Here is a 14,240-nt window from a genome sequence, read left to right as displayed (position 1 = left end):
AAATTGGTTTCAAGTTATCCTAACGCAATTTTATTTATTGGGCGGTTTCCGCTCCTTTCTTAAGTTAAGGTGAGTTATGAGTGAAAAATATGTTGTGACTTGGGATATGTTCCATATGCACGCACGCAAATTATCTGAACGTTTATTGCCAGCATCACAATGGAAAGGCATTATTGCAGTGAGCCGTGGGGGATTGTTTCCTGCTGCGGTATTGGCGCGTGAATTGAGCATTCGCCACGTTGAAACTGTGTGTATCGCAAGCTACGATCATAATCAGCAAGGCGAATTAAATGTTTTACACGCTGCGCAAGTGCCTAACGGCGGCGAAGGCTTTATCGTGGTCGATGATTTAGTGGATACTGGCAACACAGCGCGTGCCATTCGTGAACTTTATCCAAATGCCCGTTTTGTAACGGTTTTTGCAAAACCGGCAGGGGCGGATTTAGTGGACGATTATGTAATCGATATTCCACAAAACACTTGGATTGAACAGCCTTGGGATATGGGCATCACTTTCGTTCCACCATTGGCGAGAAAATAATTTGTGATAAACGCTGGGCTTGCCAGCGTTTTTTATAGAAGTTAAAAGATGAGTGCGTTTAATCATTATCTGGAAATGCAAGAGCATTTTCTTTATGTGCCTTATTACCATCACCACCGCCGTGTGCGCGTGTTGCTGCCAAAAGATTATCACAACGAACCTTGGCAGCATTACCCTGTGCTTTATATGCACGATGGGCAAAATGTGTTTTATAGCAAAGAATCCTATTCGGGCCATTCGTGGAAAATTATTCCTACCATTAAGCATTATCAACATTTGCCGAAACTCATTATTGTCGGCATTGATAATGCAGGGGCGGAACGGCTGAACGAATATGCCCCTTGGCGGACGGATGTGGGCAATAACGATGACGTGCGCAATGTGGGCGGACGTGGTGCGGAATATGCGCAATGGGTGGTTAATGAGGTTAAAACATTTATCGATAAAACCTACCGCACTTTGCCAAATGCAGAAAACACCTTGCTTGCTGGTAGCTCAATGGGTGGCATTATCACCGCTTATATGGGCGCGGCGTATCCGCACATTTTTGGACACTTGGGCGTGTTTTCCCTTGCATCTTGGTTTAGTGAGCCTGCGTTTATGCACTTTATTCATCATCACCCTTTACAACCACAAAGCCGTGTATTTATCCAAGTTGGTACAAATGAAGGCGATGAAATGGATTCACAATTTATTTCTAATATGAACCAAGCCTACATTGATTGCACCCTGCGTTATTATCAGGCTTTGTTACGCACAGGGCAGCCGCTCGACCATATCCGTTTACGCATTATGGCAAACGAAATCCACCACGAAATGCACTGGGCAGATCATTTTGTCGAGTTTTTGCATTTTGCGTTGTTGGGTAAATAGCTTCAATAAGTGAAAAAGCGGAATATCAATCCGCTTTTTCTATTTTAATAGCCCATGTTCTTCCAACTTCCCTAAGAAATAAGGCATTTGTACGCGCCACCAAGGCCAGTCGTGGTCCACATCTGTTCCCCAAAAGTCAAACCAAGCGGGAATATCTTTGGCTTGGAAGGCTTGTTGTAAGCGAGCGGTGTCGGCGATGTGTTGTTCTTCCCAAGCACCTTGCCCAACGGCGATTATGTAATAGTTTTGGCGGTAGCGCTCTAAAAACCACGGATCGTTTTGATTCCATAAATAATCAATGGGGGAATTAAAATAGACTTCCGCGTTGTCGTGAAATTCTCCTGTGAAGAAACGCGCATCATACACGCCACTTAAGGCGATGGCAGTATCAAAAAGATCAGGGTGACGTAAGGCGAAATTTATGGTGTGGAATGCGCCCATACTACAACCAGTGGCGATCATTGCACCTTGCCATTGGGACTCAAAGCGAATTAATGGCACTAACTCATTGATAATATAGCGATCATAAGCATTGTGTGCCTGCGCCATATCTTGCCCTGATTTGTGATCCGCGAGCCAAGATTCCTTATCAAAAGAATCAGGGGTGTAAAATTTGAGTAAACCGCGTTCAATGAAAGAACGGCAGGCGTCAATCATTCCAAAATTGCCATATTCGTTTTCATTTCCCCCTGATGAAGGAAAAACAATCACAGGTTTGCCGCTGTGGCCATAGACATTAAAAGGCATTTCGCGGCCAAGTTCTCCGCTCCAATGATGACGGCGTTCAAAAAACATTTTTCCTCCTAGTGTTTTTGATGAGCAAATTGAATAATTTCACGCATTTGTTCAAGGCTTGGCGTGCGTGCCAATATTCCTTCTTCCCCCATAATTTTGGCAAATACGCCCGGCACTTGCTGTACGCTAATGATATTGTGTGGAAATTTTTCGCACACTTCGGCAATGGAATGAGCATAATGCTGATTTGCCTTGCGAGAGATATACACCACATTCCAAGGGTGCGAAATTTGCGCGTGGAATTGGTTGTCTTTCACAATATGCGCATATTCATTGAATACATCGAAATCATTGGCATAATTCCACATATCAATGGTTAAACCACCCGGTGGGCGACAATTCACCTCTAATGGCAATAATTCGTTAGTTTTCTTCACACGGAAAAACTCGAAATGAAAGAACCGCTCTTTCACATTAAAGGCTTTGACGCATTGTTTGCCGAGTTCCACCAATTTTGGCGAAATTTCACGAGGAACGTAATAGAACATATCGCCATCTTTTTCTACGGTATCCAGCACCGCTTCGGAATATTCAAGGCTGGAATAAAACACAATATTGCCATCGCGATCCGTTAAGCCGTCAAAGGTAACAATATCGCCGTCAATAAATTCTTCCATAATGTATTCCACGTTGGGATTTTTATGGCTGAAGAAGTTTTCCAATTCTTGCGCATTTTTAATCTTATAAGTATCGCTCGCGCCCACGCCAGAATTCGGTTTGATAATCACGGGATAATGCAATTCGTGTGCTAATTTTCTGGCATCTTCATCGCTTTCAAATACACGTCCTTTCGCCACTTTTAAGCCCGTTTGGCGGAAGATTTCTTTCATTTTTGATTTGGTTTTAATGGATTTCATATCTTCATTTTTATAACCAAATACATTGAAATCAGTGCGAAGTTTCGCGTCTAGCTCAAGCCAATATTCATTGTGCGATTCAATGCGATCAATACGCCCATATTTATGCGCAAAATAGCCCAGCGCGCGATAAACCTGATCGTAATCTTCCATATTATCCACGCGATAATATTCCGTCAGCGCATTGCGCAAATTTTCACTTAGTTGCTCATAAGGCGTATCGGCAATGCCTAAGGTGTTGAAACCATTTTCCCGCAAGCGCACGGCAAAGGTTTCAAAATTGGTTGGGAAATGGGGTGAAATCATCACAAAGTTTAGTGGTCTTGACATAGACTATCCCTCAATCTAAAAAATAACGAAAACGATTGCATTATACAAAAAATCATCAAGTGATAAAAGCAACAACATATAAATTTGAATAAATTGGATTATTTATTCTTTATTTTTTAGATGTAAACAGAGGGTAATAAATTTAAATATCACTGCGATAAGTAATATATTTACAATGATTTTCTCTATCGTATTTTTAGGCTTCTTATAAATATTTCATAGATTAAATCATAGGTTAAATTATTAGTATTAAGGATTTTATAAAACTCATATTACAATAATTATATCAAGGTTAGCTTTATAGATTTATACATCGATCAGCACTTTCAATAGTAGATTGACGATGGGCAACTATTACTCTAGTTATTTTTAGTTTAGCTATTGCATCATTAATTTTTCTTTCATTTTCTTCATCAAGATGACTTGTTGCTTCATCCATAAAAAGAATTTTAGGCCTTTTATAGAGAGCTCGCGCAATAAATAATCTTTGTCTTTGCCCTCCTGAAAGGTTATTGCCTAGTTCTCCAAGCAACGTTTCATAATTCATTGGCATCTTCATTATTTCATTATGAATTTGCGCTTGTTTTGCACATTGAATGGCAAATTCTTTATCATACTGATTATCAAAGCAGACAATATTTTCTAAAATTGAGCCAGAGAAAAACTTATCTTCTTGTAACACCGTTGCAATATGTTGGCGATAATGTGAACTATCTAAGTTTTTAATATCAATATTATTGATATAAATTTCTCCTTTTGTTGGTCTCAAGAGTCCCGACATTAATTTTAGTAAGGTTGTTTTACCTGCGCCTGATTTCGCGGAGATTGCTATGCTTTCTCCAGCATTAACTTCTAAATTTAAATTATCAAGAATAGGTTGTGTAAATTGATCATATTGAAAGGTAAGATTTTTCACTAAAATAGATAAACCTTTTTGTTCTTCTGATAAAGAAAATGGTGAGGAGTGTATGCTATTTTCAATTTCAGTTAAAGCAATATCGGCAATCCTTTCTCTGTGTAAAGAAAGCATTTTAAAATTAAAGAAAATATTAATTAGGTTTCCCATTCTGGAGGAAAAGGAGCCTCTATAGGAATTAAATGCCATAAACATTCCAACTGTCATCATATTATCCATAACAATTGTTGCACCAATCCATAAGATTAAAATTTGTTCTAAGGTAGAAATAAAAGTATGAATGCCAGAAAAAAGCATATCTAACTTCGTTACTCTAATTGATGTATTAAAAGCATCAGCATTCAATGACATCCAATATTCTTCTCTCTTTTTATTTAATCCAAGAGATTTTATTGTTGCGATACCATAAAGCGTTTCCATAAAATGAGAAGTAGATTTTGCACTCTTAATAATTTGCTCTTCTGTAATCTGGCGGTAAGTAAAATAGGTTACAAACCGAAGTATTAAATAGATAATGGAAAAAGTTATCACTACCCAAGTTAGCCATCCTCCATAAAGGAACATCATAATAGTAACGCTGATAGTCATAATTAAATCAATGATTGTAGTTACTATGCTATTAGTAAGTGTATTTTGTATTTTTCTAAGTGAATCAAAACGTGATTGAATATCACCAACTTGACGTTTCTCAAAAAAATCTAAAGGAAGTTTTAACAAATGAGAAAAAAAGCTGCTTGTCCATTGAAAATCGATTAGATAATTCATTTTTAATGAAATCCAAGCTCTTGACATACTCACCACGCTTCTAAAGAGCGTAAATAAAAAAAGACCTAAACAAATAATTAATAACAAGGATTGATCTTTAGCTTTTAAAACGTGATCTATCACTAATTGGGTGCCAATAGGCATTAATAGCGCAATTAATTCAATTAACAGAGAAAGAGAAAATATCTTTAATAATGCACCTTTTATACCAGAAATATTTTTAAATGTTTCATAAAGGCTAATTTTCTCATTATCATTAGATTTCTCAAATTTTACCTCTGACCAAGCTTCTAAGGCTACCCCTGTAAAATGTTTTGAACATTCTGCAAAAGAGATGTTCTTTTTACCAAAAGCGGGATCAAAAATAACAACAGATTTATCTTTTACCTTGGTTAAAACAACAAAATGATTAAAATCCCAATGTAAAATACAAGGTAAACGTAACAATTTTAATTCATCAAGTTCAAGTGAAAGTGGGCGAGTAATTAATTTAAGATCTTGTGCAATATCAATTAAATTTTTTAATGTGGCACCTTTAGAAGAAATACCATATTTACTACGAAGTTGAAAAAGATTAGATTCTCCTCCATAAAAGCCAGCTATCATCGCTAGGCAAGCCAATCCGCATTCTGCCGATTCTGTTTGTAATACGAGAGGAACTTTTCTAAAGAATGAAAAATTAAGTTTATCTAACATATCCCTGTTTTCCTATATTTTTATTCTTTTTCCATATTTTTGGTTAAACCATAAAATGGTAAAAACATCCATTCATATAGCTTTCGTTTTTCTAAAAATAGGGTTGCCTCAGCTTTCATACCGCTTAAAAATGCTAATGAGGTATGGTTATAAGAGACATTTTGGTCAGGTATTTCTACAACAATTTTATATAATGGGTTATTAGGATCTGTACTAGGAACATTCTTATAAAAAGCAAGCTCTTGCAGAGAAGCAGGAACAGTCGAAATATATTTAATAGTGCCATCAAACTGTCCAAATTTTTCGAAGGGAAAAGCTTCGTAGCGAATACTGATTTTATTTTCAGGTTTAACAAAAGAAATTGCGCTATTAGGCACCCACATTACTAACTGATATTCGCCTTTATTAGCTGGTATTAGTTGAGCCAAAGCATCTCCTTCACGAATAATTTGCCCCACAGTTGCACTGATTGATTCAATTAACCCATCTAGCGGAGCATTAACAATCAGCTCTGAAACAGATTCAAATTCAAGTAAACGAATTTCAAGATCATTTTGTTGTAATTCATAACGAATAATCTGGTTTTGAAAATCGGTTCTACGACTCTCAATTTCATTTTCTAGCCCTATAATGACAGTTTCTTGTTGGATTAATTTTTCTTGTAAATTGTTGCGTAAAGATTTTTGATCGAAATAACGCGAACGTTGCAGAGCCACCTCATCATTAGAGGAATAGCCTTTTTTCATCAATTTTTCATATTTTTCTAATGTAATGCGGTATTCTTCTGTGCTTGCGGAAACTTCATTTAAATATATTTTTGTTTCATTATAGATTTTACGGTTTTTGTCAATTTGCTTTTGTAGGTTTGTTAAGGTTTCAGTCTGATTACTTTTAACTAACGTTATAATTTCACTAAGTTTTTCTAGCTGCGCTTTTATTGCATTAATTGAATTAATACCAACATTACCACTATCTGTGATACGATCTAATGTAATTTTAAATAGCGGATCTCCCTTTTTTACTAGTTGATTTATTTTAATATAACTTTCTGAAATATAACCAGATTTAGATGCTGAAAGTATGATTGGGTGAGGTTGCATCACAACTTCACCGTAAACAATTTCGCGGCGGGTGTAACTACCAAAAGTAACGTATAAAATAAAAGAAGCCACAATGAAAATGGAAATAGAAAAAACTAACCAACTTGGAATCTTGGAAAACAATACAGCATTACTTTTCCATTTCTGATGTTCTAGGGCTTCTTTTCTAAACATAAATCTAATTTATAAAAATGATGAATAATAGATACCTAGGAGAATAATGATAAAAGAATCTATTTTTCTATTAAAATCTAAATACTTACTAATATCATCTCCACTATATATTATCTTTAATATATAGTTAACTAATATTAAACTAATATATGCAAGATTTATATAAAGAGGAAAAACGCCTAAATACAAAAATAAAATGTTTATAAAAACATTTGAGACAATAATATGCATCCAGCTTTTCATATCATTTTTTATCTGCAATACCGATAGCCGCTCCACTTAAAAATCCTACTCTTGGAGCTAAATACTTAGCTGCCGTAGAAGCTCAAATAATACCTGATACAGCTCCTGCAGCAATACTTGTTCCTAATCCAGACTATGTAAAATGACCTGATATAGCTGAATTTCCTAAATATCCAAGCCCACCAATAACTTTTTGCATATCTATATTATTGAAATTTCTCATAGCATTTTCGCCTTATTATGAGTTACCTATCATTTGATGACCTTGTGAAAGCCTTCTAAATATATTATTAATATACTAATAAAACATTTTACTATTTATTTCTTAATTCACTTTCCTAAAAAATAGTAGATAAATGCTCAAAGCAACTAGAGGATCTGCTATCCATCTATTTACTTCAAATGGAAATAAAGGATAAATAAAAGTTGATAAGAAAAAGAAAAAAAATGAAAACATAAGTGTTGGGAATATATATTTTTTCATAGTTTCTCCTAAGTAATAAAGCATCACATAAGCATATGATGCTTTATTTTCAATTAAAATTAATCTCCATAAAATGAAGTATTTTCTCTTATAAATTTGTCAGGATTAGAATTAAAACTATTTACTAGTTTCTCATTTTCCTTATTATAGTGTTTATATGTGGCATTCTTTAGAGGGTTAAGGAATATCTCATTTAAAGCCAAACCACCAAAAGCACTGGCTATATATCCCCACATCCCACCATGAATTGATTGTACTTCGTCAGTGTTTAATTTTTTCATAAAATTTCTCCTATTTTTTACTTTCTCATACATTCATTGTATCTAATTTCCTGTAAAACTGGATCAGAGAATTTAATTGTACCATTCTGATAATTCATTTCTATATGGCGTGAATAATTTAAACATTTACCTTTATTAAAATCATATTCTTCATTTTTCTTGGATAACATAGATGTACAAGAAATTAATAGAATACAACTGAGTAAAGTTAAGATGTTTCTAAGAATATTCATCATTAAAACCCTATAGATATATTAATACCACCTCCAGTAATTTTGGGTTTTTCACTTGGGAATTTGCTTACTGTTACACTTGGAGTAACAGAAATATTTGATGTTGGTTTAAAGGTATAGCCTCCCGAAACTCTCCCATAATTACCCCATCTTGAATGGGCACCAAAGCCAGAAAAGCTAAATGAACCGCCATTTATGTGATGTAATTCTTCATTATTTAAAGATTTCATAGTCTTTTCTCCTATGTAATTTTACTTATTTTCAAAGACCTTTATAAAAGGTCAAGTAAATGATAATGATTATCTTATTCATTATCAAGTGTTTTATATGTGATCTAAATCACAAAATTAAGAAATTTTATTAAGGAAAATTAAACTTTATAGATGTGATGAAGAATATGGTTAGTTATATAGTAGAATAATTCAGTGTTAAAAATATTTTACTTTTGTTATTTTTATGTAAAAGAATTACAAGAAGCTAACCTTTTTCCAGTTAGCTCTCTTAGCTTGTCTATAGGAGGGCTAGTATTTATATGAGGCTATTACAGATGATCTTAAAACGATATTAATCGTTCATTTTTCATTAGATAATTTCAGCGGTTGGCTGTTTTTTGCGCTGAGCGATTTATGCTCTTGGATAATATGCAGGAATGCCTGTCCGAAGCGCTCTAATTTGGTTGCGCCCACGCCGTTGATTTGTAGCATTTCGCGCTTGCTGGTGGGTTGATATTGTGCCATTTCTTGCAAGGTAGCATCGTTGAACACAATATAAGGGGGGATATTTTCCTTGTCGGCAATTTGTTTGCGTAAGAAACGCAGGCGAGCAAAGAGATCTTTGTCATAATTTTGCACCGCACTTTTTTGTGCGCTTTGTGCGGTCATAATGGAAGAAACCCTTGGCATTGCCAGCTCTAAGGGCTGTTCACCACGCAAAATTGGGCGCGCGTTTTCCGTCAGTTGTAACACCGAATGAAATTGATTCATCACTTGTTGCACAAGCCCAAGATGAATCAGTTGGCGGATCACCGATTGCCAATATTCTTTGCTTTTGTCTTTGCCAATGCCGTACACGCTGAGCTGATCGTGCTGGTTATCTTTAATTTTTTGATTTTGCATTCCGCGCAGCACGCCGATCACATAATGCACGCCGAACATTTGTCCCACACGATAAATGGTGGACATCACTTTCTGTGCGTCAATTAAGCCGTCATATTTTTTCGGCGGATCAAGGCAAATATCGCAGTTTTTGCACGGTGCTTGGCGATGTTCGCCAAAATAATTCAGCAAGACTAAACGGCGGCAGGTTTGGCTTTCGGCAAATTCACCAATGGCTTCTAATTTATGCTGTTCAATTTGGCGCTGCGGGCTTTCTGGTTTTTCCAGCAGCATTTTTTGTAACCACGCATAATCGGCAGGCTCGTAAAACAGCACCGCTTCGGCAGGTAAGTCATCACGCCCTGCGCGCCCTGTTTCTTGGTAATACGCCTCGATACTGCGCGGCAAATCAAAATGCGCCACAAATCGCACGTTAGATTTGTTAATGCCCATTCCAAAGGCAACGGTAGCCACCACCACTTGCACATTATCGCGCTGAAAGGCACGCTGCACTTGCTCGCGCTGGCTCGCTTCCATTCCTGCGTGATAGGCTTGTGCTGCCACGCCTTTTTTGCGCAAACTTTCCGCCAAGCGCTCCACTTTGTTGCGGCTGTTGCAATAAACGATACCACTTTTGCCCTTCTGCCCTAGCACAAATTGGCATAGCTGCTCCATTGGCTTAAATTTCTCCACCAAGGTATAGCGAATATTTGGGCGATCAAAACTGCCGATATAAATATGCGGATTATCCAGTTGCAAATGGTGCAAAATATCTTGCCTTGTGGCACTGTCTGCGGTGGCAGTGAGCGCCATTATCGGTGCGTTGGGAAAGCAACGTTTTAAGCCGCCAAGTTGGGTGTATTCAGGGCGGAAATCGTGTCCCCATTGGGAAATACAATGGGCTTCATCAATGGCAATAAAACTCACTTGGCAATGAGAAATAAATTGGAAAAAACTGGTTGTCATCGCCTTTTCGGGCGAAATATAAAGCAATTTGAGCTGCCCTGAAATCGCCTTATTTTGTACAATTTGCTGCTGCTCAAAGGTTTGTGTGGAATTGAGATAATCCACTTCAATTCCGTTGGCAAGCAGTTGATCCACTTGATCTTTCATTAAGGAAATCAGCGGAGAAATCACTAAGGTTAGCCCCGGAAAGCAAAGCGCAGGAATTTGATAGCAAAGGGATTTTCCGTTTCCCGTTGCCATAATCACAAGGCTATCTTGGTGTGAAAGGGCGGCGTTGATCACTTCTTCTTGTCCGTTGCGGAAAGATTGGTAACCAAAAACCTCGTTCAAAACCTTAAGTGCGGTGTTTTTTTCCATTATTTTTTGCGAAAAATTGGTTAAAAACGCACCGCACTTTGTTTATTGATGAAATGAGCCATTAGGCGAAATGCACTTGCTCGCCGTGTACGCGACAGGCTTCTTCCAAGCATTGCCAGAATAATTTGCCATCATTAGCGATCCACTCGCCATCTTTAAACGCAAAGTGAAAACCGCCTGCTTTGCTGGCAAGCCAGAGTTCAAGTAATGGCTCTTGCTTGTTTACCACCACTTGGCTACGATCAGGGAAGGTGATAGTAAACACCGAACCTTGCGTGTCGCAATCCACATCGCAATCTTGCTCTTCTAATTGTTCTTCAATTTTGAGCCAAACTTGCTCAATATTTTGATGAAATTCTGTAACGTTCATAATTTTTCCATAAGCGAAATAGGTAAGGCGGAATTATAGAGAGTTTTTGCTATTTATACAAAGTGCAAAAAAGAATAGAAATTTCTCTAAATATCGTTACTATACATAAGATTTATCATCTAAGCACAAAAACCAAGAGAAACACCAATGAAAAAACTGATTTTATGTTTAACTTTAGGGGTGATCACCCTCGCTGCCACGGGCTGCGGCGTGAAAGGCCAACTGTATTTCCCAGAAAAAGATAACGCACAAACACAACAACAATAAAGGATTGGTAATGGATTTTTTTCAGTATAAAGAGAATCAATTAATGGCAGAACAAGTGCCTGTGGCTGAAATCGCCCAGCAATTCGGCACACCCGCTTATATTTACTCCCGTGCGACCCTTGAACGCCACTGGCACGCTTTTGATAACGCCTTAGGCGATCACCCCCACCTTATTTGCTTCGCGGTGAAATCCAACCCGAACTTAGCCATTTTGAACATTATGGCGAAGCTAGGATCGGGCTTTGATATTGTTTCGCAAGGGGAATTAGAACGCGTCCTTGCAGCGGGCGGTGATGCAAGCAAAGTGGTGTTTTCTGGCGTTGCAAAATCGGAACAAGAAATTGAGCGTGCGTTAAACGTGGGCATTCGTTGCTTTAATGTTGAAAGCCTTGACGAGCTTTACCGCATTAATGAAGTCGCAGGGCGGTTAAATAAAATCGCGCCAATTTCTTTGCGCGTGAACCCTGACGTAGACGCGCACACGCACCCTTATATTTCCACAGGATTGAAAGAAAATAAATTTGGCGTGAGCGTTGATGAAGCGCGTGAAGTGTATCGCATTGCAAGCCAATTACCGCATATCAAAATCACCGGAATGGATTGCCATATTGGCTCACAACTCACGGAAATTCAACCATTCCTTGATGCCACAGATCGCTTGATCGTGCTAATGCAGCAGCTTGCTCAAGATGGCATCGAACTAAAACATTTAGATTTAGGCGGCGGCTTAGGCGTAACCTATAAAGATGAAAATGCACCGCACCCAAGTGAATATGCAAAAGCGTTATTAGCTAAATTAAAAGATTATCCAAACTTGGAAATTATTCTTGAACCAGGGCGTGCGATCACCGCCAATGCAGGGATTTTGCTCACCAAAGTAGAATACCTAAAAAGCAATGAAAGCCGTAATTTCGCCATTGTAGATACGGGAATGAACGATATGATTCGCCCTGCGTTGTATCAAGCCTATATGAATATTATTGAAGTGGATCGCAGCCTACCGCGTGAAACAAAAGTTTATGATGTGGTGGGTCCCATTTGCGAAACCTCTGATTTCTTAGGCAAACAGCGTGAACTGGCGATCGCCCAAGGGGATCTCATCGCCCAACGTTCAGCGGGGGCTTATGGTGCAAGTATGGCTTCCACCTATAATTCCCGCCCAAGAGCCATTGAAGTGATGGTGGACGGCGATCAAGCGCATCTTATCAAACGCCGCGAAACCTACCCTGAATTATGGCAGCTAGAAAGTGTATTGCCGTAAAAATAATAGAGATAACCCACCTTTTGTGGGTTATTTTTTTTAGGTTTTGATGAACGTTATATCGCTCAAAATAGAATGTAAAAATTTATATTGCTAAAATAAAGTGCGGTGCGATTTTGCTGAATTTTTCCTTCAAATAATTATTAAGGTAACCCAATGAAAAAACACTTAAAATGTTTAAATATGATGATAATAGGATTTAGTGGTATGATGATTAGGCGTGTTGAAAAATCAGGCTGGGTATCAGGCTATGAGCTTGAGTTTGTACTTTTATCGCTCATTATTTTACTTTCTATTGTTTACTTTTCTACCTTATATATTAATAAAAATACCATTAAACCGAATAATCCATTTAATGACTTAAATGCAAAAGGCCGTAATGTACTTTTGTTTTATTTTGCTTGTTGTTTAATGATTTTTTATCTATGCTATTTTTGGAGTAAAAAATATAGCTTGGATACGTCTTTAGCCTTAATCTATTTTATTATTTTAGGTGTAATATTGAGCTTCTTTTATACTAAAATTCTCCGCTTTGTTAAGAAAAATTATTCTTTAGATAAAAAAGAAGGGGCTGTATTAGATTAACAGTTATGTTAGTTATATAAAAATAAAGAAATTTATACAGAGAAAACTGCTAGAGTTTTTTGTGCTTGAAATGACAGCCCGTTCAGCAGCAAATTTACTAGAAATTACTCCTAATTCTGCCGCCTTATTTTATCGTAAGATCAGAGGGGTGATTAGCGACCATTTAGTTCAAGATGCCAATTTAGTAGATGTAAAAATCATATTAATAATGGGATTGAAAATTTTTGGAGTCAGTCTAAACGAGCACTAAGAAAATATAACGGAATTAACAAGAAATCTTTTCCGTTATCCTTGAAAGAATGTGAATTTCGGTTTAACTTTGGCACACCAAAAGAATTGCTAAAAACACTGCGATTTTGGTGTGGAATTTAGGGTTAACATAGTACAATTCCAAAGATTTTTATAACGTTCCAATAAAAAGTAAGGGGCTGTAGTAGATTAGCAACAATGCTATACTACAAAAATGAAGATAACACATTGTAAATTAAAGAAATCTATACAGAAAAAACTGCTTGAGTTTTTTGTCGCAGAAGTTACTGCAAGAACGGCAGCAAATTTGCTAGATATTCAACCGAATACAGCNGCTTTGTTCTACCATAAAATCAGGCTTGTGATTGNCTATCATTTATCCCTTGAAGTTAANGAGATTTTTGAGGGGGAAATTGAACTAGACGAAAGCTATTTTGGTGGTCATCGAAAGGGAAAAGGAGGGTGAGGAGCGGCTGGAAAAGTTGCTGTTTTTGGGTGACTAAAACGACAAGGAAAGGTATTTACTGTTGTGGTTGAAAACACCAAGAGTGAAACATTACTCCCTGTTATTAAAAGAAAAATCAAGCCTGATAGCTGGGTTTATACGGACACTTATCGCAGTTATGATGCGCTTGATGTGAGTGAATTTCACCACGAACGAATCAATCATTCCGAGCTATTTGNGGTGAAACAAAATCATATTAATGGCATTGAAAATTTTTGGAATCAGGCGAAGCGGATACTGCGAAAATATAATGGAATTAACCGAAAAAACTTTCCTTTATTCTTGAAGGAATGTGAAT

Annotated in this window: 13 protein-coding genes and 4 pseudogenes; 9 read left to right on the top strand and 8 right to left on the bottom strand. The window is 37.1% G+C overall.

Annotated features, from left to right (window positions below; genetic code table 11):
- The first annotated feature begins 76 nt into the window (after positions 1-76).
- Both gpt and ACNAV8_RS08940 read left to right on the top strand, forming a co-directional pair.
- Complete coding sequence (gene gpt, locus ACNAV8_RS08945; RefSeq protein ID WP_115248727.1) at positions 77-541, top strand: xanthine phosphoribosyltransferase; 465 nt, start codon at positions 77-79, stop codon at positions 539-541.
- 48 nt (positions 542-589) lie between these two features.
- A complete protein-coding gene (locus ACNAV8_RS08940; RefSeq protein WP_103855618.1) occupies positions 590-1,414 on the top strand; it encodes an alpha/beta hydrolase in 825 nt (274 codons plus the stop codon).
- A gap of 39 nt (positions 1,415-1,453) precedes the next feature.
- Here the strand turns inward: ACNAV8_RS08940 and ACNAV8_RS08935 are convergent, their stop codons facing one another.
- From ACNAV8_RS08935 to cyaY, 8 genes are all read right to left on the bottom strand, one after another.
- Positions 1,454-2,209, bottom strand: a complete 756-nt coding sequence (locus ACNAV8_RS08935; RefSeq protein WP_103855617.1) for an esterase family protein — start codon at positions 2,207-2,209, stop codon at positions 1,454-1,456.
- Positions 2,210-2,217: 8 nt separating this feature from the next.
- On the bottom strand, positions 2,218-3,396 hold the full coding sequence (locus ACNAV8_RS08930; protein WP_103855616.1) for an ATP-grasp domain-containing protein: 1,179 nt from the start codon (positions 3,394-3,396) through the stop codon (positions 2,218-2,220).
- 298 nt (positions 3,397-3,694) lie between these two features.
- Positions 3,695-5,773, bottom strand: coding sequence for a peptidase domain-containing ABC transporter (locus ACNAV8_RS08925; protein WP_110479586.1), 2,079 nt, complete (start codon positions 5,771-5,773; stop codon positions 3,695-3,697).
- A gap of 20 nt (positions 5,774-5,793) precedes the next feature.
- Positions 5,794-7,047: an HlyD family secretion protein gene (locus ACNAV8_RS08920; RefSeq protein WP_110479587.1), complete on the bottom strand. Its 1,254-nt coding sequence runs from the start codon at positions 7,045-7,047 to the stop codon at positions 5,794-5,796.
- Between the two features lie 786 nt (positions 7,048-7,833).
- Entirely contained in the window at positions 7,834-8,055 is a 222-nt protein-coding gene (locus tag ACNAV8_RS08915) for a hypothetical protein (RefSeq protein ID WP_103854297.1), read from the bottom strand.
- Positions 8,056-8,290: 235 nt separating this feature from the next.
- Positions 8,291-8,518 carry a hypothetical protein gene (locus ACNAV8_RS08910; RefSeq protein WP_103854296.1) on the bottom strand — a complete coding sequence of 76 codons (228 nt, stop codon included), beginning with the start codon at positions 8,516-8,518 and terminating at the stop codon, positions 8,291-8,293.
- Positions 8,519-8,860: 342 nt separating this feature from the next.
- Positions 8,861-10,705 carry a DNA helicase RecQ gene (gene recQ / locus ACNAV8_RS08905; protein ID WP_110479589.1) on the bottom strand — a complete coding sequence of 615 codons (1,845 nt, stop codon included), beginning with the start codon at positions 10,703-10,705 and terminating at the stop codon, positions 8,861-8,863.
- 61 nt (positions 10,706-10,766) lie between these two features.
- Complete coding sequence (gene cyaY, locus ACNAV8_RS08900; protein ID WP_103855636.1) at positions 10,767-11,075, bottom strand: iron donor protein CyaY; 309 nt, start codon at positions 11,073-11,075, stop codon at positions 10,767-10,769.
- 147 nt (positions 11,076-11,222) lie between these two features.
- Between cyaY and lptM the strand changes: the two genes are divergently transcribed.
- From lptM to ACNAV8_RS08865, 7 genes and pseudogenes are all read left to right on the top strand, one after another.
- Positions 11,223-11,342, top strand: a complete 120-nt coding sequence (gene lptM / locus ACNAV8_RS08895; RefSeq protein WP_391484921.1) for an LPS translocon maturation chaperone LptM — start codon at positions 11,223-11,225, stop codon at positions 11,340-11,342.
- A gap of 10 nt (positions 11,343-11,352) precedes the next feature.
- The gene (lysA, locus tag ACNAV8_RS08890; RefSeq protein WP_103855635.1) at positions 11,353-12,603 is read left to right on the top strand and encodes a diaminopimelate decarboxylase; all 1,251 of its coding nucleotides are present in this window, start codon (positions 11,353-11,355) and stop codon (positions 12,601-12,603) included.
- Between the two features lie 156 nt (positions 12,604-12,759).
- A complete protein-coding gene (locus tag ACNAV8_RS08885; RefSeq protein WP_264256192.1) occupies positions 12,760-13,188 on the top strand; it encodes a hypothetical protein in 429 nt (142 codons plus the stop codon).
- Positions 13,184-13,560, top strand: a pseudogene (locus ACNAV8_RS08880) (hypothetical protein). Before ACNAV8_RS08885 ends, ACNAV8_RS08880 begins: the two are co-directional and overlap by 5 nt.
- A 91-nt stretch (positions 13,561-13,651) precedes the next feature.
- A pseudogene (locus tag ACNAV8_RS08875) lies at positions 13,652-13,770 on the top strand (IS1595 family transposase); the annotation flags it as partial.
- A gap of 61 nt (positions 13,771-13,831) precedes the next feature.
- Positions 13,832-14,120, top strand: a pseudogene (locus ACNAV8_RS08870) (IS1595 family transposase); the annotation flags it as partial.
- Position 14,121: 1 nt separating this feature from the next.
- A pseudogene (locus tag ACNAV8_RS08865) lies at positions 14,122-14,240 on the top strand (IS1595 family transposase); the annotation flags it as partial.

The sequence above is a fragment of the Avibacterium endocarditidis genome (assembly GCF_965138825.1).
Classification (GTDB): Bacteria; Pseudomonadota; Gammaproteobacteria; order Enterobacterales; family Pasteurellaceae; genus Avibacterium; species Avibacterium endocarditidis.
Note: the sequence above shows the minus strand (reverse complement) of the source record. Positions and strands in the feature narration are given on the sequence as shown.

Excerpts from the sequence above, each read along its gene's own strand:
- lptM (WP_391484921.1), top strand. The coding sequence starts at position 11,223 with ATGAAAAAACTGATTTTATGTTTAACTTTAGGGGTGATCACCCTCGCT.
- ACNAV8_RS08925 (WP_110479586.1), bottom strand. The coding sequence starts at position 5,773 with ATGTTAGATAAACTTAATTTTTCATTCTTTAGAAAAGTTCCTCTCGTA.
- gpt (WP_115248727.1), top strand. The coding sequence starts at position 77 with ATGAGTGAAAAATATGTTGTGACTTGGGATATGTTCCATATGCACGCA.
- ACNAV8_RS08885 (WP_264256192.1), top strand. The coding sequence starts at position 12,760 with ATGAAAAAACACTTAAAATGTTTAAATATGATGATAATAGGATTTAGT.
- ACNAV8_RS08915 (WP_103854297.1), bottom strand. The coding sequence starts at position 8,055 with ATGAAAAAATTAAACACTGACGAAGTACAATCAATTCATGGTGGGATG.
- ACNAV8_RS08910 (WP_103854296.1), bottom strand. The coding sequence starts at position 8,518 with ATGAAATCTTTAAATAATGAAGAATTACATCACATAAATGGCGGTTCA.
- cyaY (WP_103855636.1), bottom strand. The coding sequence starts at position 11,075 with ATGAACGTTACAGAATTTCATCAAAATATTGAGCAAGTTTGGCTCAAA.
- ACNAV8_RS08935 (WP_103855617.1), bottom strand. The coding sequence starts at position 2,209 with ATGTTTTTTGAACGCCGTCATCATTGGAGCGGAGAACTTGGCCGCGAA.
- recQ (WP_110479589.1), bottom strand. The coding sequence starts at position 10,705 with ATGGAAAAAAACACCGCACTTAAGGTTTTGAACGAGGTTTTTGGTTAC.
- lysA (WP_103855635.1), top strand. The coding sequence starts at position 11,353 with ATGGATTTTTTTCAGTATAAAGAGAATCAATTAATGGCAGAACAAGTG.
- ACNAV8_RS08930 (WP_103855616.1), bottom strand. The coding sequence starts at position 3,396 with ATGTCAAGACCACTAAACTTTGTGATGATTTCACCCCATTTCCCAACC.
- ACNAV8_RS08940 (WP_103855618.1), top strand. The coding sequence starts at position 590 with ATGAGTGCGTTTAATCATTATCTGGAAATGCAAGAGCATTTTCTTTAT.
- ACNAV8_RS08920 (WP_110479587.1), bottom strand. The coding sequence starts at position 7,047 with ATGTTTAGAAAAGAAGCCCTAGAACATCAGAAATGGAAAAGTAATGCT.